Origin of the sequence: Actinoplanes sp. CA-015351 (assembly GCF_050955685.1) — a bacterium.
In the GTDB taxonomy this organism is placed as follows: Bacteria; Actinomycetota; Actinomycetes; order Mycobacteriales; family Micromonosporaceae; genus Actinoplanes.
In genome coordinates, this window is the sequence record NZ_CP192102.1 from 7789354 (window position 1) to 7808698 (window position 19345).

Genomic DNA, 19345 nt, shown 5'->3' on the forward strand with positions numbered 1-19345 from the left:
TCCCCAGGTCGGTCACTTGCTCTTGCGCCCAGCCGACAGCATCGCGTCGACCAATCGGGCCGATGCGTGTCCGTCGTCGAGGTCGCTGGCGCGCCGGGTGAAGGCTTGGTATTGAGTGGCGTACTTCTCCACCACCTGGTCCGAGGTACGGATCGCGTCGATCACCTCGTCGGAAGTGCTCAGCAGCGGTCCGGGCGCCTCGGCCTCGAAGTCGAAGTAGAAGCCACGCAGGTTGTCCCGGTAGTTCTCCAGGTCGTACGTGAAGAACAACATCGGCCGGCCGGTGCTGGCGAAGTCGAACATCACCGAGGAGTAATCGGTGATCAGGACGTCGGCGATGGCCAGGAGATCCGCCATGTCCGGGTACGTCGAGACGTCGTACACGAAACCGTTGCCGGCGCCGCGGATCTCGTCGACGACGTTCGGGTGGCGCCTGATCAGCAGCACGTGGTCGTCGCCGAGACGCTCCCGGGCCGCCTCCAGGTCCAGCTGCATGTTCATCTTGTACGCGCCACCGGCGTAGTACTCGTCGTCACGCCACGTCGGCGCGTACACAACGACCTTCTTGCCGGCCGGCAGCCCGATCCGGCGGCGTACGTCGGCCACCAGGGTGTCGCGCTTCTCCCCTTCGAGGAAGAGCACGTCGTTACGCGGGTAACCGATCTCCAGGATCTCACCCGGGAAGCGGAAGGCGCGCTTCAGGATCGGCGTGCTGAACGTGTTCGGCGAGACCAGGTGACTCCAGTTCTTCGCCTCCGACTCCAGCTTCTCGAAGTACTGCTTGTCGGCGAAGTGCAGGTCCTCGATGTCGAAGCCGATCCGCTTCAGCGGGGTGCCGTGCCAGGTCTGGATGACGACCTGGTCGGGGCGGCGCTCGAACCAGCCGGGCAGGTGCTGGTTCGTGACGATGTACCGGCTCGTGGCGAGGGCTTCGTACCACTCGTGGCGCCAGAGGGCGACCGCGCGGGCCGAGTCCGGCACCGCGGCCTGGCCGTCGGTGATCACCCAGAGGTGGCCGAGCGGCAGGCCCCGGGCGACGAGTTCCTCGTGGACCGCGCGGGGGCTGTCCGAGTACTGCCGGCCGGTGAAGCTGTTGTAGAGCACCACGTCGCGCAGCGGCGCCTTGCGCAGCTTCGGATAGAGCTCGGTGCGGTTGCGGAAGCCGTTCGCCTTACCGCGCTCCTCGTCGGTGAGCGCGGTCCGGACGCGGATCACGCTGCGCTGGTCGGTGAGCCATTCCAGGGTGACCCGTTTCGGATCGGCCGGGTGGCCCAGCGGCAGGCTCTCCATGCTCCCGGCGGCCAGCGGCAGCGGGCGGATCGGGCCGTCACCGAGGCGGTAGTAGACGTTCCAGGTGCCGGCCCGCAGCCGGATGTCCCAGCCGAAGCTCGGCACCCGTAGCGGGTCCAGGTCAAGGCTCCAGGTGTCGCCGTCGACCTTCACCGGGAAGTGCCGGGTCTCCCGCGCGTTCGAGATCCGGGCCACCACCCGCATGTCGCTCCAGTCGCCGCTCGGCGGGAGCGTGCCGGTGAGCCGGAAACCGGTGCTCAGCGAGGTGACACCGGAGACCGCCGGGGTCAGCGGCAGCGCGGTCAGCACCGGGTGGCCCTTGCGGTCCGGCAGCAGGTTGAGTGTCCGGCTGTCCAGGTAGATCGGCGGGAACGTGAAGTAGTCGTGCATGGCGAGGTGGATCGGTGCGGCGTGCTCGTCGCCGGCCGACAGCTCGACCTCCCAGCGCTCCCCCGGCTCGCCGGGCAGCAGCTCCGGATATGCCAGCGTCTCGTCCTGCAGGTCGGTCACCGGGACCCGGAACGTGAACTGGTCGTCGGAGATCTTCACCGGGTAACTGCGCCAGGCGATCCCGGACGTGCGCGACAGCCGGGCTGTGGCCGGTTTCCGGTTCGCACCGGTCACCTCGCCGCGGATCTCCAGGTGGTCGCCGTCGAGGCGGCCGCCGGTGAGCCGGGCGCCGATGTGCTCGATGTGCAGCTGGAACTTGCCGTTCGTGACCACCGGCGTGATCCGCACGTCGGAGTCGACGTAGAGGCTGGTGAGCCGGATCGGGTTGGCGTGCTCGCCGACGGTCAGCGGGCCCTTGCTCTTCTGGCCGAGGCCGAGGACGCCGACCACGACGGTCCAGATCCCGTCGTGCCACTTGCCGTCCTCACCGCGCAGCGACTGGACGTCGATCTCGGCCTCGAAGCCGGACCAGTCGTACGAGATCGTCGGGCTGCCGTGCACCGCTGTCGCGTCCAGGCACTTGTGGTTGACCAGGGCCTGCCGCTTGGTCCGCCGGCCGTCCTCGTCACGCAGCCAGACCAGCCGGGTGGTCGACCAGGCGTGCCCGGCGGCCTGGCCGGGGATGAAGGCGTGACCGCGTACCTGGAGCTTGTCGCCACGCCAGTGCGCGTCGTGCACCCGGGTCCGCGGACGCGGGGTGCCGGCCAGGAAGAGCGACCGGGGCACGGTCGGCAGGCGCTCCTCCAGGAACATCAGCTTGTGGTAGCGCCGCAGGCCCTTGCGGACGATCCGGTGCCGGGCCCGGACGGTCGGGATCATCTCCAGCAGCTCGGGCAGCATCCGGTTGCGCACCAGGCGCCAGAGCACCCGCTGCGCGGCCGGGATCTCGTCGTAGACGCGGGCGTCCACGGTGTCCAGGAAGCGGTTGCAGCCGTCCAGGAACTGCTGGTGGTAATCGTCGTCGACCTGCGGGAGCACCCGCATGAACAGCATCAGGTCGCCCTTGAGCGCGGAAGCGTCGTAGAGGCGCTTGAGCTTGTTCTGCTTGTGCTTGGCGAGGAACTTGCTGACCTGCTCGACGCCGGCCAGCCGGTCGATGAAGCCGCGGATCTCGTCACGCCGCTGGGTGATCGACTTGTCCGCGCCCTCGCGCTCACGCCAGTAGTAGACCGGCACGTCGAGGACGTCGACGCTTTTCGCCAGCACGTGTGCCGGGACCATGACCGGGGTGTCCTCGTAGAGCACACCCTCGGGGAAGGCCAGCTTGTGCTGGTCCCAGAACGAGCGGCGGAAGATCTTGTTCCACGCGGTGCGGTCGTCCATCAGCGAGACCTGCTTGCTGACGTGGGTACGCAGGTTCGTGGTGGCGAACGGGGTGCGGTGCAGCCCGGACTGGTGCACGCCACGGCTGGTCAGCCGCATCACGTTGCCGGAGGCGAAATCCGAACCGGTCTCGGCGATCGAGGCGATGAGCAGCTCGCAGGCGGCCGGCGGCAGGACGTCGTCGCTGTCGACGAACATCAGGTACTCGCCGGTGGCGTGCTCCACGCCGGTGTTACGCGCGGCGCCGAGCCCAGCGTTCGCCTTGGTCACCAACTTGAACCGAGAGTCACGACTCGCGAAGTCCGCGGCGATCTCGCCACTGTTGTCCGTCGAGCCGTCATCGACCATCACGACTTCGAGCTGGCGGTAATACTGAGCCGCGATGGAGGAGAGGCATTCCTCCAGGTAGGGTGCCACGTTGTAGACCGGCACGACGACGCTCAGCACGGAATGCATCCCGTGACCCTCCTGGAGAACTAGACAGCCCGGGACCGGTTGACGGCGCACCCGACTCTTCACTCTATGCGCCTGCTGTTCGGCGAACGTTAGCAGAACAGCCAGGTGCTACGTGAGCGCGCTTCATCATCATATGCGCCGTTTGTCACCCATCGACATGCTCTAGGCTTGGCCGGGTGCAGGCCATCGTCGCCACTTTGGGATACGTCTACTCACCCGATCGGCGCCAGATCTTGATGATCCGCCGCGACGCTCGCCCCGACGACATCCATTTCGGTTACTACAACGGCCTGGGCGGCAAGCTCGAACCCGGCGAGGACGTGGTCGGCGGGATCCGCCGGGAGATCTTCGAGGAAGCCGGCATCGAGTGCACCGGCATCGAGCTGGCCGGCACCATCTCCTGGCCCGGTTTCGGCCGCGGCGGTGAGAACTGGCTGGGCTTCCTCTTCCGGATCACCGAATGGACCGGCACGCCGCACCGGAACAACTCGGAAGGCTCGCTGCACTGGGTCGACATCGACGACGTGCTGGCCGGGAAACTGCCGATGTGGGAGTCCGACCGGCACTTCCTGCCCCTGGTCTTCGCCGCCGACCCGCCGGTCTTCCACGGCGTCATGCCATTCACCGACGGCAAGGCAACCTCATGGAATTACACCACCCTTGGGTACGCCCGAAGCACCCCCGAACCCCGCTGAACGGGCCACCCCGGCCGGCTGCCACCGCCGAGGGCGAGTGTGTTGATTTAGGGTTCGATCCGCACCCAATGTCCACACGCACTCCATGAAATGGCTGCTCGTGTGGACTTCGGGTTCGAATCGAACCCGAGGTCGACACGCATGGGAGGGCTGTGGCCGGTTGGCGCGCTGTGGCCTTGGGTGGCAATGGGTCGCGTCGTAGTCCGGGGCGCGATTGTTGCGTTTGTTGGCCTTGTTGACGCGTACCAAAGCAATGAAGGCCGCGTCTCGCCAAGAGTGAGAGAGACGCGGCCTTTGGTGGAGTTTGGTCAGAAGCGGCGCATGCCGCCGAACTGACGGTCGCCGGCGTCGCCGAGGCCGGGGACGATGTAGGCCTTCTCGTTCAGCCCCTCGTCGATCGACGCCGTGATCAGGCGAAGCGGCAGGCCGGACGACGCGAGGCGCTCGATGCCCTCGGGGGCGGCCAGGACGCAGCAGATGATGATGTCGGTGCAGCCGCGGTCGGCGAGAAGCTTGCAGCAGTGCAGCAGTGAGCCACCGGTGGCGAGCATCGGGTCGAGGACCAGGACCGGCTGACCGGCGAGGTCCGCCGGTAGCGACTCCATGTAAGCGCGGGGCTCGTGGGTCTCCTCGTCGCGGGCCAGACCCACGAAGCCCATCGAGGACTCGGGGAGCAGGCCGAGCGCGGCGTCGGCCATGCCGAGGCCGGCGCGAAGGACCGGGACGATCAGCGGCGGGTTCGCCAGGCGGGTGCCCTCGGTCTGCGCGACCGGCGTCTCGATCGGGTACGTCTCGACGGCGAAGAGGCGCGCCGCCTCGTAGACCACCATCGTGGTCAGCTCGTGCAGCGAGGCGCGGAAGACACCGGACTCGGTCTCGGTGCGGCGCATCGCGGTGAGCCGGGTCTGTGCCAGCGGGTGATCTACAACAAGGACGTCCACGGGCCTCAACCTACCGTTCATTCAAGATCAATTGTCACAGGCCTGCTTAGAATCGGTTTCATGACTGCGACAGCGTCCATCGGGCTGTCCGACCTCCGCTCCTTCCTGCACGGCCTCCCCGGGGTCGACAAGGTCGGGGTCGAGTCGAGGGCGGCGGCACTCGGCACCCGGTCGGTGAAGGCGAGTTCCAAGGCAAGCGCCATCGACCTGGCCATACGCATGGTCGACCTGACCACCCTCGAAGGCGCGGACACCCCCGGCAAGGTCCGGGCTCTCTGCGCCAAGGGCCGGCGGCCCGATCCCGCCGATCCGAGCTGCCCGGCGGTGGCGGCCATCTGCGTCTACCCGGCGATGGCCCCGGTCGCCGCGGCCGCGCTCGCCGGCTCGGGGGTGCACCTGGCCAGCGTCGCCACCGCGTTCCCGTCCGGGCAGGCGCCGCTTTCGGTGAAACTCGCCGACACCCGCGCCGCGGTCGAGGCCGGCGCCGACGAGATCGACATGGTGATCAGCCGGGGTGCGTTCCTGGCCGGTGAGTACAACCGGGTCTTCGACGAGATCGTCGCCGTCAAAGAGGCGTGCGGTGAGGCACATCTGAAAGTGATCCTGGAGACCGGGGAGCTGGCGACGTACGACAACGTTCGCCGCGCCTCCTGGCTCGCCATGCTGGCCGGGGCGGACTTCATCAAGACCTCCACCGGCAAGGTCGCGGTGAACGCGACGCTGCCGATCACGCTTGTCATGCTGGAGGCGGTCCGGGACTTCCGGGATCGTCACGGACGGCAGGTCGGGGTCAAGCCCGCCGGTGGCATCAAGAACACCAAGGACGCCATCAAGTACCTGGTGACGATCAACGAGACGGTCGGCGACGACTGGCTCAGCCCGGACTGGTTCCGGTTCGGCGCGTCGTCGCTGCTCAACGACCTGCTCATGCAGCGGACCAAGCTCACCACCGGTCACTATGCCGGTCCGGACTACTTCACCCTGGACTGAGGCCGATGTTCTCTTACGCACCAGCGCCCGAGTCTCGTTCCGTCGTCGAGATCGCGTCGTCCTACGGTCTTTTCATCGACGGTTCTTTTGACCCTTCGAAGGACGGCAACGTTTTCAAGACCGTCAATCCGGCTACCGAGGAAGTCCTCACCGAGGTCGCTTCGGCCGGCTCGGAGGACGTCGATCGAGCTGTCGACGCGGCCCGGCGCGCCTTTGAACCGTGGTCCACGCTGCCCGGGTCGGAGCGCGCCAAATATCTATTCCGGATTGCTCGGATAATTCAGGAAAGATCGCGAGAACTCGCGGTTTTGGAGTCTCTGGACAACGGAAAGCCGATCAAGGAGTCACGCGACGTCGACCTGCCTCTTGTCGCGGCACACTTCTTCTACTACGCCGGCTGGGCGGACAAGCTTGGGTACGCGGGCTTCGGCCCCGACCCGAAACCGCTGGGCGTGGCCGGTCAGGTCATCCCGTGGAACTTCCCGCTGCTGATGCTGGCGTGGAAGATCGCGCCGGCGCTGGCGACCGGCAACACCGTGGTACTCAAGCCGGCCGAGACCACCCCGCTGTCGGCGCTGTTCTTCGCCGACATCTGCCGTCAGGCCGAGCTGCCACCGGGTGTGGTCAACATCGTCACCGGCGCCGGCGACACCGGGGCCTATCTGGTGCAGCACCCGGACGTGAACAAGGTGGCCTTCACCGGCTCGACCGAGGTGGGCCGGGAGATCGCCCGCTCGGTGGCCGGCACCGGCAAGCGCCTCACGCTGGAGCTGGGCGGCAAGGCGGCGAACATCGTCTTCGACGACGCGCCGATCGACCAGGCGGTCGAGGGGATCGTCAGCGGCATCTTCTTCAACCAGGGTCACGTCTGCTGCGCGGGCTCCCGGCTGCTGGTGCAGGAGTCGATCGCCGAGGAACTGCTCTTCTCGCTGAAGCGGCGGATGTCCACGTTGCGGGTCGGCGACCCGCTGGACAAGAACACGGACATCGGCGCGATCAACTCTGCGGCACAGCTGGCCCGTATTACCGAATTGTCGGAAATAGGTGCACAAGAGGGTGCGGAGCGCTGGTCGCCGGAATGTCAGCTGCCCGATCGCGGCTTCTGGTTCGCTCCGACGATCTTCACCGGCGTGACCCAGGCCCATCGGATCGCCCGGGAAGAGATCTTCGGACCGGTGCTGTCGGTGCTGACCTTCCGGACTCCGGCCGAGGCCGTCGAAAAAGCCAACAACACTCCGTACGGGCTCTCGGCCGGCATCTGGACCGAGAAGGGTTCCCGGATCCTCGCGATCGCCGGCAAGTTGCGGGCCGGCGTGGTGTGGGCGAACACGTTCAACAAGTTCGACCCGGCGTCGCCGTTCGGCGGTTACAAGGAGTCCGGTTACGGCCGTGAAGGCGGCCGGCACGGCCTGGAGGCCTACCTTGCCTAAGTCTGCTCGTCTTGCCGTCCGCAAGACCTACAAGCTGTTCATCGGCGGCGCTTTCCCCCGGAGCGAGTCAGGACGGACCTTCTTGGTGAACGGCGACAACGCTGCCCTCGCCTCCCGCAAGGACGCCCGCGACGCGGTGCTGGCCGCCCGTGCCGCCCAGCCGAAATGGGCCGGTGCCACGGCGTACAACCGCGGCCAGGTGCTCTACCGGATCGCCGAGATGCTGGAAGCGCGCCGGCGCGAGTTCACCCCGTTCGGCGTCAAGTCCGACGAGATGGACGCCACGATCGACCGCTGGGTCTGGTACGCGGGCTGGTCCGACAAGATCGCCCAGGTCACCGGCGGGGCGAACCCGGTGGCCGGCCCGTTCTTCAACATCTCCTCGCCGGAGCCGACCGGCGTGGTCGCGGTGGTCGCGCCACCCACGCTGCTCGGCCTGGTCAGCGTGATCGCCCCAGCCGTGGTGACCGGAAACACCGTGGTCGTCCTCGCGCCGGACGCTCAGATCGCGATCACCCTGGCCGAAGTGCTCGCCACCTCGGACGTCCCCGGCGGCGTGGTGAACATTCTCACCGGCAAGTACGCCGAGACCGCACCCTGGCTGGCCGCGCACGCCGACGTGAACGCGCTGGACCTGACCGGGGTGGAGCACTCCGAGCTCGCCGCCGAGCTGGAACGGGCCGCCGCAGGCACGTTGAAGCGGGTGATCCGCCCTCGCCCGGACGCCGACTTCACCGCCGATCCCGGGTTACGGCCGATGACGGCGCTGCTCGAGACGAAGACCGTGTGGCACCCGAAGGGCGAGTGAGACCACCGGGGCCTTTGTCACACAGCGTTGCCGACTAGGGTGTGTGCCCAGAGTCACCCGTCCCGCCACCCCCATAAGTAATCCGGAGGTCAACCGTGACCAGCCAGTCCGACGAGCCCGAGGCGTCCGCGCCGGTGGCCGAGAAGTCCTCGTCCGAAGGGCTGTCCGGGCGTGAGCTTTGGGATTCCGTCCGCATCGAGCCGGTGGAGATCGCACTCCCGGGCGGTGTGGGTCTGACCCTGCGGGCGTACCGGAAGGCCGGCGAGGTCACGCCGACCGAGGTCGAGGTCGACGAGGACGACCCCTTCGAGGCGCGTAAGCGCGTCATCGAGGAGGACGGTGAGGAGTTCGTCGAGGTCAGCGACGAGGAGCTGGAGCGTCAGGCACTCAGCGCGACCGACTCCTCGGAGAAGCCTGTCTCGTCTGACGAGGAGCCGGGAGACAAGGTCGAGTCGGCTGACGTCGAGGACGAGCCGGAGGAGACGGCCGGCCAGGCGGACGACGAGGAAGTCCCCCTGTTCCTCAGCCACAAGGGCCGGCTGCTCGCGTTCAAGAGCACCGAATCGCTCGTCTCCTTCCTTCGTTCGGGTGCTCCGCACGATCTCGCACAATTGGACACCTGGGAGGCCCTGGCCGAGCGGGTACAGTCGAGCGACATCGACCCGCAGCCGGATGATCGCTACGAGCTCGACCTCGTGGTTGAGAACCTGCGCGGCGGGCACGACACGTGGGATCTGCCGCTTCTCATCGCCGCCGGCGAGGTGGCCCGCGACCTCGGACACGCTCTCCGCATCAAGCCGGTGATCCTGGCGCTGTCGCCCGGTTCTCCGCTCGATGACCTGGACGAGTCCCTGCGCTCCGCGGAAAACGGTGGGATGAGCGGATTCTTCGGACGTCGCCGGCTGAAGAAAATCGGGGCACAACAGGCGAGTCTGGGTTGGCGTTCGGTGATCAGCAAGATCTCTGTCGCTGTGGACTGGCGTGACTGACCGATTACCAGGGAACATCAGTCCTTGGCCGACGAGAAGCAGGCCAGAGAGAAGCAGCACTCCCGGGGAGGAGGACGACGCCGTGGCGCTCGTGCGCGTGTACTGCGGTCTGGCGTCGGCTGATGATTCGGTGCGTACGGCTTCGGCCGCACCACTGACCATCGCCGTGGTGGATGACGCAGGCCGGCTGCTCGGCGTCCACGAGATCAGCGACGACCCGGCGGGCTACGCCCAGCTGGGAACGCTGCTCGTGGAACGGACGACAGGTTTCAGCGACGCGGCGGTTGCCGCCGACAGTGACGACCACGTCGTCACGTCGCTGCTCACCGCAGCCGGACGCCCATTGGTCGTTGTCGACGACGACGACGCGGACGACTACGCCGAGCGTTTCTCCGACGACGACTCCCCAGAGGAGATCGCGGCGCCGGTCGCCGCCCGCCGGGCCGTCGGCCTGGCCCGGGCATTGCAGGCCGGCGCGATCGCCGCGATAAACCTTCCGACGCCACGCGAGCTGGTCAGCTACAAGCCGGTCCTGGCAGCCCACGTGGCGATGCTTGTCGGGCGCAACTCAGCTGCCGTCGCTCTGCGCGAGGTGCTGCGTGAGCTTTATCCGGCGGCTCTCCGGGCGTACCCGGACCCGGCTCACCCGCTCGCCCTGGCCGTCCTCGACGCCGTGCCCGAGCCCGGGCGGATCACCAGCCGCCCCGGCGACACCGGGCACGTCACCCGCGAGATCGCCGGTGAGCTGGCCCGTAACGGCGCCGGCAGCGACGACCAGCTGATCGCGGCCGTCACCGCACTCCAGGTGGCCATCAGCGAGTCGCCGCGGCGCGGTGGCGTCAACAAGTCTCTGGCCCCTGCCGCCGCCGACGCGGTGCGTCAGGCCATCGGCGCGGTCCGTGCCTGCGACTCGGCCTGTTCGGCGCTTGTCGGCACGCTGAGCGCCCGCAACGGCACCTCGGTGACCGGACCGAGCACCGGCCGGCGGTCGTCCCGTCGGACTCCGGACCCGATTCCCACGCTGCAGCCCGTGCCGACCGGTGAGAACTCGCGCTTCGGCCGGCGCAGCCGTCCCGAGCCGGCGACCACCGGCACCGGTCCGGCCATGCCGCGGCCGATGACGGCTCCCCCTGTCGCTCCGGACCCGATCGGACCGCCGCCGATCGCCCCGGCCGCGGCGAACGGCCTTCCCAGCCGTCCGAGCACGCCGGGCAACCGGCCGGTCTCGGTGCCGCCGCCTCCGCCCGGCATGACACCGATCACCCCGGGTTCGCGTCCGGTTCCGGCGTCCCGGCCTCCGGCCATGCCGACCTCGGCGCAGCCGGGTGGTCGTTCGATGCCCACCTCGGCGCAGCCGGGCAGTCGTTCGATGCCCATCTCGGCGCAGCCGGGCAGTCGTTCGATGCCCACCTCGGCGCAGCCGGGTGGTCGTTCGTCCCCGGCGGACGCCGGCGAGCCGTTCCGGCCCACTCTGGCCAACGCCGAGCTCAACCGGGCACGGTCCGAGCGTTCGCGCACGGTCATCCCGTCCCGGCCGAAAACAACACCGGCCAACGGTGTGCCCGGCGGCCCGACCGACTTCAGCCTGCCGTTGCCCCCGCAGTCGCCGGCCCCCGCGCCGACGCCCACGCAGCGTCCCGGCCAGGAGATCTCGGACCCGGGCTCACGGGCCAACTGGCCGCTGCTCAACAGCGGCAAGGACGACCTGGTCACCCCGCCTCCCGCAGCGGCACCGGTCAGCCCGCCCGCCTCGGGCCGGGTCAAGCCGCCGTGGCAGGACATGCCGAAAGAGCCGCCGTCACTGCGGGCCATCGACCCGCAGCTGGGCAGCCGGGCGAACGGTTCGGGCCGGGCCACGCCCAGCACCCCGCCGTTGCGGCTCGTCGACGGCGCACCGAAGCTGACGGCCCTGGATCGCAGCACCACGCCGCCGGTCTCCGCCGACGGCAACGACGGTGACCTGCTGATCTTCGCGGCGGCCCGTTCGGCGTGGTTCACCGGACCCGCCGAGGAGGACTCGGTCGACTGGTCCAACCCGAACGACAGCGGCTGGCGCGCAGCGGAAAAGGCGTCCACACCGGCCGTCGCCGCCGAAACGTCGGCCGGCCTGCCGAAACGTGTGCCGCAGGCCAACCTCGTGCCGGGTTCGCCCCTGCGCGAGGAGCGCCCGGTGCGCATCGTCCGAGACGCGGCCTCGATCGCGGCGCACACCACGGGTTATTTCCGCGGGTGGCGGCGCGGCCAGGAGATCGGCGGGTTCGCCATGGGCGGCCGCCCGGGCCGGGAAGCAGCCGGCGGGTGGGACTTCACCCGCGACGGCCAGCCGGCTGATGAGTACCGCGACAACAACGCTGGTTTCGGCGGTCGCTGAGCCAGAGGCTTGAAAGGGCCGCGCTCCCTGTTGGGGGCGCGGCCTTTTTGCGCTCGCCTCAGCTTCTTCAAGTCGGCAGCTGGCTGGCAAGGTGCGCGCGTTGCTTCTTCGCCGGCGGGTAGCGGCCAGCCGGCTGGTCGGCAGAGGCGTGAGCACACGTAAGGGGTCCGGCAGGGCTGATGAGGTCGCACTGAGTGGTTGGGTGCGCCTCCGCCTCGGCCCTGGCGTCACTGAAGTCGCACCGAGCGGATAGGTGCGACCTGGTCAACCCGAAGCAAGCGTTCCGTGCGCTCCCGTTCTCGCTCCCGCTGAGCTTCGCGTGCTCCCGGGCATTGTGATCGGTCAAGCCACGAGGGTGGTAGGGCCGTCGGGGCGGTGAGCGGTCCGCATCACCTTCGGTCGCTTCATTGGCACGGATCGTGGACCTCGCCCCATCCGCGCCGGACGCACCATTCAGCGCGAGAGCGTCCTGGCCGCCCGGACTCTCCCGCCGCGTCGCCACCCCGTCGCCCCCCCCAGCCTCGCCGCCCCGCGGCGTCGCCCTGCCGCGTCGGCCCCGCAGCCTCGCCGCCTCGCCGCCTCGCCGTGCCGCAGCCTCGCCGCCCCGCATCCTCGCCGCCCCGCAACCTCGCGGAGCCGCCGTGCCGCCTCCCCGCCGTGCCGCCGTGTGGCCGTGCCGCCGTGTGGCCGTGTGGCCGTGTGGCCGTGTGGCCGTGTGGCCGTGTGGCCGTGTGGCCGTGTGGCCGTGTTGGCCGTGTGGCCGTGTTGGCCGTGTTGGCCGTGTTGGCCGTGTTGGCCGTGTGGCCGTGTTGGCCGTGTTGGCCGTGTGGCCGAATGACGGAAGTCGCTACTCTGAGCGACCGGCAGACTCCGCCGGCGACCTGATCTCGGGCAGGCAAAAGCCCCGCTCCGGCGACCGGAGCGGGGCTTCAACCGTCTGTCAGGCGGGCGCCACCGCGCGCGTACGACGCATGGTCAGAACGTACTCCACCAGGGAGATCAGCACGTTCTTCGTCGACTCGCGGTTACGGGCGTCGCAGCTCACGACGGGCACGTCGCTTGAGATCGCCAGAGCGTCTCGCACGTCCTGCGCGTTGTGGTACTGCATGCCATCGAAGCAGTTTATTGCGATGAGGTACGGAAGTCGTCGATGCTCGAAGAAGTCGATGGCGGCAAAGCAGTCGGCGAGCCGACGCGTGTCCACCATCACGACCGCACCGATGGCACCCCGAACCAGCTCGTCCCACATGAACCAGAACCGAGTCTGGCCAGGCGTTCCGAACAGGTAGAGGATCAGGTCCCGGTCGATGCTGATCCGGCCGAAGTCCATAGCCACGGTAGTGGTCATCTTGCCCGGCACCTGCCGGTTGTCATCGACACCCACACCGGCCGAAGTCATGATCGCCTCGGTGGTCAGTGGGGTGATCTCCGAAACCGACCCCACCAGCGTCGTCTTGCCAACGCCGAAGCCACCGGCGATGACAATCTTCGCCGATGTCACGCGTCCCGCAGCGGGACGTTGCGACATGTCAGAGCCTGCGAAGTCCACTCAGCACCCTTTCCAGCAGTTCCGTGCCTACCGCGTCGGTCTCGTCTTCCAGCGAGGTGGGCTCGTAGACCGCGAGCAGGCCATCCGAGGCCATGTCCGCGACGATCACTCGAGCCACACCGAGCGGCAGTTGCATGCGTGCGGCGATCTCAGCGAGCGATTGAACGCGCCCGCCGTCACACATCTGCGCGATGTACTGATGCTCGCTTCCACCCTGACCGCCACGCATCATTCCTGAGCGGCCGCGTGTGGTTGTCTCGACCAGCGCTTCCAGCGCTATCTCAAGCTTCGGCCGGGTCCGACCACGGGTTACGGCGTACGGCCTGACCAGTGCTCCAGTCGGCTCATCGCGTTCGGGCATAGTCACCGTCAACCCCTCCCTCGGCCCCTCGAAGTGTATTAGTTGTCAAGGTTTTTACCAGTAGCCGGCTGAGCTTACCCGCGGTAGAAAACCGAGGACAAACGTGCGATTGACGCCGGCTCACTGTCCGTCTCAGCCCAGCACCCCGGCCGCAGAACGCGGCGCGGGAGTCAAAGCCTCACCGACCCGGTCGACCAGGAGAGCCATTTCGTAGCCCACCTGCCCGACATCACAGCTGCGCGCCGCGAGAACCGCGAACGACGAACCGTCGGAGATGGACATCAGGAACAGGAATCCATTGTCCATCTCGACGACCGTCTGCAGAACGGCGCCACCCTCGAAGCAACGTGCGGCACCCTGGGTGAGGGATACCAGGCCGGACGCGATGGCCGCCAGCTGGTCGGCACGGTCCCGCGGAAGGTCCCGTGAGGCCGCCAGGAGCAGGCCGTCGGCGGAGACCGCGATCGCGTGCGCAACCCCGGGAACGCGGTCGGCGAAGTTGGCCAGGAGCCAACCGAGATCCTGCGTAGATGTCATGCCTCATGCTCCTTGCCAGCCTGCGAGGGCTGCTGCCCTCCCGGAGTCTCCTCCAGGTTGGTCGATTGTTCCTTGGTGCGACCGCGCGCCACACCCCGGTGGTACGCGGACAGCAGACCGCGGACCCCCTCGGGCGTACGGCGCTGGACGGAGTTACCGCCCCGGTCAACACCGCCGGGGACGAGTTGCGCCATCGGCGTGCGCTTGGGAAGGCCCGCCGTGGTGGTGATGTCGACCGGAGCCTCGGCTGCCGCACGGGCGGCCTGCCAGCCTTCATCGGCTGCGGTCTGCCACGGGTTGGACGCCGGAGCGCCGTTCCCGTTGCCGTAGGAGCCACCGGCCGCCGCGGATGCGCCGACCGAGGCCGTGTCGAAATCACGCGACTCGGGTGAGACAGCCTGCTGCGGCACACCGGCCGTGCGGGTCGGCTCGCCGGTGGGGATCCGGCGGGTAAGAACAACCGACTCGTCGCCAGGGGCCGGACCGGAGGAAACGGGCTTGGCCGCCTGGGCCGGGGGCATCTCGTTCGGGTGGGCCGTGGTGAACCACGCCGACTCGAGCTCCCGGAAGATCGGCAGTTCCATGGTCTCGTCCGCGAACGGGACCGCACCCTCACGCTGACGCGCCGAGGACTGCGCTGCCGCGATCTGCGCGGCTGCGGTGGCCTGAGCCTCCGCGGCCTGTGCGGCAGCTGCCTCGTGCCCGGCGCGGGCCGCAACAGCGGACGCGTCGTCGGCCACCGGGGCCGGCGGCGCCGAGGAGGGCACCGGAGCCATTTGCGGGTTGGTCGGCCGGGCCACCTGCGGCTGCGGCTCGAAGTTCTCCGGGCGGTAACGCGGAATCTCGGCCGTCATGTCGAGCGCGGCAGCCAGGTTTTCCGGCACGTGCGGAGTAGCGGGCTGCTCCCGGTCCGCGGCAACCGGCGGCCAAGCCGGCGGCGCTGCGGAGAACGGAGCAACAGGCGGTGCCGAGTACGGCGCTGCCGAGATCGGCTCGGCCGGAGGCGCGCTGATCGGCGCCGCGTACGACGGACCGGCGGGCATCGGAGGAGCCGAGACCGGAGGAGCCGAGACCGGCGGAACCGGAGGCGCGGAGACCGGCGGCATGACCGGTCCACGGCTCAGGTTTTCCGGGTTGGCCGGCAGCTGGCGCGGGATGGCCGCACCGAAGCCGTTGTGCTCCACCTCGGGACGCGTGAAGTCCGTGTTGCGGCGCTGCGCGAGCTCGTCGAGCCCGGCGAAGCCCTGCGGACCGGACGGCAGCGGCGGGATGACCTCGTTGCTGCGCGGGCCGTGGAAGCCGTTGGCGAAACCGTTGCCGTTGGCTGATCCACCGTTGCCGTTGCCGTTGAGGCCACCGAACCCGGTGGGCGCGGCGCCGGTCAGATCGGACCAGGCGGGAACGGAACCGTTCGTACCGTTGGCCGGCTCGAACGGACGGCCACCGCCGCCGTTGAACCCGCCACCGCCACCACCGTTGAAGCCCCCGCCGCCGTTGTAGCCGCCTCGGCCGCTTTCCAGCGCGAGGGGCTCACCGAAGGACGGCATCGCCGGAGGCGGGCCGGAGTCGAAGCCGGTGACCGACTGCACCCGGGCGGACGCGGTCGCGGCCAGGACCGAGGCGGGCAGGCCGACCTCGGCCACGGTGCCGCGCTCGCGGTCGGCGGGACGGAGCTCGACGCGGACGGCGTGGCGGTTGGCCAGCCGGGCGACCACGACGAGGCCCATCATCCGGGAGACCGCGACGTCCACCGTCGGCGGGTTCGCGAGACGCTCGTTGAGGTCGCGCAGCTGCTCCCGGCTGATGCCGATGCCGTGATCCTCGACGGTCAGAACGGAGTTTTCACCGATCTTGCGCGCCTCGACCACGACGTTCGAGTTCGGCGGGGAGAACGCGGTCGCGTTGTCGAAGAGCTCGGCGACCAGGTGGACCATGTCGTTGACGGCGTGCGCCGCCACCTCGATGTCCCGGTCGATCATGCCGAACTCGATGCGGGTGTAGTGCTCGACCTCGGACTGCGCGGCACGCAGCACGTCGATCAGAGCGGCCGGTTCCCGCTGCACACGAGTGGAGTCCGCGCCGGCGAGAACCAGGAGGTTTTCGTCGTTACGGCGCATTCGGGTGGCGAGGTGGTCGAGCTGGAAGAGCTCGGCCAGCCGGTCCGGGTCCTCCTCGCCGCGCTCCAGGCGGTCCAGGTGACCGATGAGCCGGTCGACCAGGATCTGGGAGCGGCGGGCGAGGTTGACGAACATCGTCGCAACCGACGCACGCAGCGCGGCCTGCTCGGCAGCGGTACGCACAGCCTCAAGGTGAACCGCGTTGAACGCCTCGGTCACCTGGCCGAACTCGTCACGGCTGCGAACCGGCAGCGGTTCGGCGATCTGGTCGGCGACCTGTGCCGGTGTGAGCGACGCGGAGAGCGCCGGGTCACGCAGCCGGCTAACCGCGTGCGGCAGGCCGAACTGAGCGACCGCGAGGGCGCCCTGACGCAGTTCACGCAGCGAGCGCGCCATCGAGCGGGCGACCAACCAGGCGAACAGGATGCCGAGCAGGAGCAGGGCGAGCAGCAGGCTGGTCTCGAGGAAGACTCGCTGGTTCGTGTCGTCGCGCAGATCGGTCGCGCTGGCCACGATGTCCTTGTCGAACTCGATCTCGACCTGACGGAACAGCTCGTTGTAACCCTGCATCGCCTCCTCCCAGGAGGCGGTGGTGAAGGGGATGTTCCCGACGTTGGTGCCCTGCAGCGCCATCAGCGGGGTGGTCAGGTTCGTCGCGGCCTGAGCCTTGAGACCACTGACCGTGTTGTCGAAGAGCTGCTTCTCACCGTCGGTGCCGGTGGCCTGCAGCGTCTTGATCGCGAGCTGGTAACCGGTCTGGGTGCTCAGGAACGCCTGACGCAGGGTGTTGTCCAGCGAGCCCTTGTTGAGGATCTCGTGACCGATGAACCGCTGCTGGGCGATGTAGTCCTTCGCCTCGGCGACCGCGGCCACCGCGCGCAGGTGATCGCTCAGGCTCGGGTCGCTGGCAAGCTGCGCCGATGAGTCACGGACCTGGAGGAGGTCGTCGATGAGGCGGTTGTACGCCTCCTTGACGTCGCTCTCGTCCACCTGGCCGTTCGCCACCTTGCTGCGGAACGCCGGAAGGTCCTCAAGGTTGTTGTCGAGGCGCAGCAGGAGTGTGCCGACGTTTGCCGGGACATCCTCCAGAGCGCCCTTCTGCTGAACGTATGGCGTCTTGGCGGTGTCCACCGAGTCGTGTTCACCGTTGTAGAGCTCGACGGCCGCATCAGCGGCCTTGTTGTTACGAGCGTCCTTGGCGAGCGCCACCATGATGCCGTAGGTCCGCTCGGACTGAAGGTGGTCGACAAGACCACCAGCAGCCTCGGACAGCACCGAGAGGGTCCGAGCACGCTCAGCGTTGCTCGCCTCATCGATGTGGTCCACGAGGCCTTGGACGCCGACGATGATCGTCGCCACCGTGGGCACCAGCATGATCAGGCCGAGTTTCGACCAGATCGGTAGGTCTCGCAGTCGACCAGCCGGTCGACGCAGACGCGACATGACGCCGTTCGCCGCATTGGGGCGCTTGCTCACGTCACCGTCCTCCTGATTCGGGCCCCGGCATTCGGCTCGCCGGCACCACGCACGACCGACTCGCCGGGTCGGGCCCCCGAGATTCCATCACGACAAGTGTCAAAGAGAAAGGGCAGGCGGACACGGACCGGTTGTGTGACGCGATGTTGCAACTTGGTAGTTGGACATCGCCGGTCCAATATCACTGGGTGTAGAGCTGCCTATCTCTCAAGGTCACTCACACGGCCGGCTGCATTTGGGGGGTGGGGCGCAGACCGGCCGGGTCCCGATCGTAGTCGATCGCAACAGAAGTGACGATGGCTCGCTTCGTCGCGAACGGCAAGGCGAGATGCCGGATTCTGCCGTGTTTGCAGGCGGCAGTCTAGCCGAACGGCGGACGCCGCAAGCCTGACCGTCGATTTCTTTTGACGTACGTTCGTCCGTTTCCGAGAAAAGGGCGAAAAGCCGGACTTGCCCGGCGGTGCGCACCGCCGGGCCCCGGTCTCAGCCGAGCAACTTCGCGTACGCCGGCTTGATCACCTCATTGATCAGCACCAGTCGCTCGTCGTACGGGATGAACGCCGACTTCATCGCGTTGATGGTGAGCCACTGAAGCTCCGCCCACCCCCAGCCGAACGACTCGGCGAGCAGAGTCATCTCGCGTGTCATCGATGTCCCGCTCATCAACCGGTTGTCGGTGTTGACAGTGACCCGGAACCGCAGATCGTGCAGCAGCTTGATCGGGTGCTCGGCGATCGACGCCGCGGCGCCGGTCTGCACGTTTGACGACGGGCAGAGTTCCAGCGGGATCCGCTTGTCCCGCACGTAGGCCGCGAGCCGTCCCAGCTCCGGCGGCGTACCAACAATGTCGTCGACGATGCGGACCCCGTGACCCAGCCGGTCGGCGCCGCACCACTGGATCGCTTCCCAGATCGACGGCAGGCCGAACGCCTCGCCCGCGTGGATGGTGAAGTGGAAGTTCTCCCGCTGCAGGTACTCGAAGGCGTCCAGGTGCCGGGTGGGCGGAAAACCCGCCTCCGCGCCGGCGATGTCGAAACCGACCACCCCGGTGTCCCGGTAACGGACCGCCAGCTCGGCGATCTCCTGCGAGCGCGCCGCGTGCCGCATCGCGGTCAGCAGGGTGCCGATCCGAATCGGGCGGCCGAGCGCCGCGGCCTCGGCGCAGCCCTCGCGGAAACCGGCGTGCACGGCGTCGACCACCTCGTCGAGGGTGAGGCCGCGTTCCAGGTGCTGTTCCGGGGCGTACCGGATCTCCGCGTAGACGACGCCGTCGGCGGCCAGGTCGAGCGCGCACTCCTTGGCGACCCGGTGCAGGCCTTCCACGGTCTGCATGACCGCGACGGTGTGGGCGAAGGTCTCCAGGTACCGTTCCAGCGAACCGGAGTCGGCCGCCGCGACGAACCACGCGCCGAGCCGTTCCGAATCTTGAGCGGGAAGTTCGTGGCCGACTGCTGCGGCGAGCTCGACGATGGTGGCCGGCCGTAATCCGCCGTCCAAGTGATCGTGGAGCAGAACCTTCGGTGCCTTGACGATGTCCGAGTGTGTGATGCCAGCCATCAGAA

13 protein-coding genes are annotated in these 19345 nt (G+C 68.5%); 6 read left to right on the top strand and 7 right to left on the bottom strand.

Features of this window, described 5'->3' with window-relative positions; all coding sequences use genetic code 11:
* Positions 1-12: 12 nt before the first annotated feature.
* Positions 13-3519, bottom strand: a complete 3507-nt coding sequence (locus ACQP2E_RS35365; protein ID WP_433827309.1) for a bifunctional glycosyltransferase/CDP-glycerol:glycerophosphate glycerophosphotransferase — start codon at positions 3517-3519, stop codon at positions 13-15.
* A gap of 176 nt (positions 3520-3695) precedes the next feature.
* Between ACQP2E_RS35365 and ACQP2E_RS35370 the strand changes: the two genes are divergently transcribed.
* On the top strand, positions 3696-4214 hold the full coding sequence (locus ACQP2E_RS35370; protein WP_433827310.1) for an NUDIX hydrolase: 519 nt from the start codon (positions 3696-3698) through the stop codon (positions 4212-4214).
* 308 nt (positions 4215-4522) lie between these two features.
* On the opposite strand, the gene upp is transcribed toward ACQP2E_RS35370, so the two are convergent.
* Positions 4523-5155: a uracil phosphoribosyltransferase gene (gene upp, locus ACQP2E_RS35375; RefSeq protein WP_433827311.1), complete on the bottom strand. Its 633-nt coding sequence runs from the start codon at positions 5153-5155 to the stop codon at positions 4523-4525.
* Between the two features lie 60 nt (positions 5156-5215).
* Between upp and deoC the strand changes: the two genes are divergently transcribed.
* The 5 genes from deoC to ACQP2E_RS35400 all read left to right on the top strand — a co-directional run bounded on the left by deoC (position 5216) and on the right by ACQP2E_RS35400 (position 11743).
* Positions 5216-6145 (top strand): deoxyribose-phosphate aldolase, encoded by a 930-nt coding sequence (gene deoC, locus ACQP2E_RS35380; RefSeq protein WP_433827312.1) that lies wholly within the window; start codon positions 5216-5218, stop codon positions 6143-6145.
* Between the two features lie 5 nt (positions 6146-6150).
* Positions 6151-7575 carry an aldehyde dehydrogenase family protein gene (locus ACQP2E_RS35385; protein WP_433827313.1) on the top strand — a complete coding sequence of 475 codons (1425 nt, stop codon included), beginning with the start codon at positions 6151-6153 and terminating at the stop codon, positions 7573-7575.
* Positions 7568-8383 (top strand): aldehyde dehydrogenase family protein, encoded by an 816-nt coding sequence (locus tag ACQP2E_RS35390; protein WP_433827314.1) that lies wholly within the window; start codon positions 7568-7570, stop codon positions 8381-8383. Before ACQP2E_RS35385 ends, ACQP2E_RS35390 begins: the two co-directional genes overlap by 8 nt.
* Positions 8384-8478: 95 nt before the next feature.
* On the top strand, positions 8479-9372 hold the full coding sequence (locus ACQP2E_RS35395; protein ID WP_433827315.1) for a DNA primase: 894 nt from the start codon (positions 8479-8481) through the stop codon (positions 9370-9372).
* A gap of 82 nt (positions 9373-9454) precedes the next feature.
* Entirely contained in the window at positions 9455-11743 is a 2289-nt protein-coding gene (locus ACQP2E_RS35400) for a transposase (RefSeq protein ID WP_433827316.1), read from the top strand.
* Between the two features lie 940 nt (positions 11744-12683).
* Here the strand turns inward: ACQP2E_RS35400 and ACQP2E_RS35405 are convergent.
* The 5 genes from ACQP2E_RS35405 to ACQP2E_RS35425 all read right to left on the bottom strand — a co-directional run bounded on the left by ACQP2E_RS35405 (position 12684) and on the right by ACQP2E_RS35425 (position 19340).
* Positions 12684-13271 (bottom strand): GTP-binding protein, encoded by a 588-nt coding sequence (locus tag ACQP2E_RS35405; protein ID WP_111649937.1) that lies wholly within the window; start codon positions 13269-13271, stop codon positions 12684-12686.
* Position 13272: 1 nt separating this feature from the next.
* Positions 13273-13653 carry a DUF742 domain-containing protein gene (locus tag ACQP2E_RS35410; RefSeq protein ID WP_433834192.1) on the bottom strand — a complete coding sequence of 127 codons (381 nt, stop codon included), beginning with the start codon at positions 13651-13653 and terminating at the stop codon, positions 13273-13275.
* Between the two features lie 132 nt (positions 13654-13785).
* Positions 13786-14190, bottom strand: a complete 405-nt coding sequence (locus ACQP2E_RS35415) for a roadblock/LC7 domain-containing protein (protein ID WP_014447580.1) — start codon at positions 14188-14190, stop codon at positions 13786-13788.
* Positions 14187-17783 (bottom strand): sensor histidine kinase, encoded by a 3597-nt coding sequence (locus ACQP2E_RS35420; RefSeq protein ID WP_433827317.1) that lies wholly within the window; start codon positions 17781-17783, stop codon positions 14187-14189. Before ACQP2E_RS35420 ends, ACQP2E_RS35415 begins: the two co-directional genes overlap by 4 nt.
* A 483-nt stretch (positions 17784-18266) precedes the next feature.
* Positions 18267-19340 (bottom strand): adenosine deaminase, encoded by a 1074-nt coding sequence (locus ACQP2E_RS35425; protein ID WP_433827318.1) that lies wholly within the window; start codon positions 19338-19340, stop codon positions 18267-18269.
* Between the last annotated feature and the right edge of the window lie 5 nt (positions 19341-19345).

What these genes read in the sequence shown, in the direction of transcription:
- ACQP2E_RS35385 (WP_433827313.1), top strand. Translation starts at nt 6,151, where the DNA reads ATGTTCTCTTACGCACCAGCGCCCGAGTCTCGTTCCGTCGTCGAGATC.
- ACQP2E_RS35425 (WP_433827318.1), bottom strand. Translation starts at nt 19,340, where the DNA reads ATGGCTGGCATCACACACTCGGACATCGTCAAGGCACCGAAGGTTCTG.
- ACQP2E_RS35410 (WP_433834192.1), bottom strand. Translation starts at nt 13,653, where the DNA reads ATGCCCGAACGCGATGAGCCGACTGGAGCACTGGTCAGGCCGTACGCC.
- ACQP2E_RS35365 (WP_433827309.1), bottom strand. Translation starts at nt 3,519, where the DNA reads ATGCATTCCGTGCTGAGCGTCGTCGTGCCGGTCTACAACGTGGCACCC.
- ACQP2E_RS35415 (WP_014447580.1), bottom strand. Translation starts at nt 14,190, where the DNA reads ATGACATCTACGCAGGATCTCGGTTGGCTCCTGGCCAACTTCGCCGAC.
- deoC (WP_433827312.1), top strand. Translation starts at nt 5,216, where the DNA reads ATGACTGCGACAGCGTCCATCGGGCTGTCCGACCTCCGCTCCTTCCTG.
- ACQP2E_RS35405 (WP_111649937.1), bottom strand. Translation starts at nt 13,271, where the DNA reads ATGTCGCAACGTCCCGCTGCGGGACGCGTGACATCGGCGAAGATTGTC.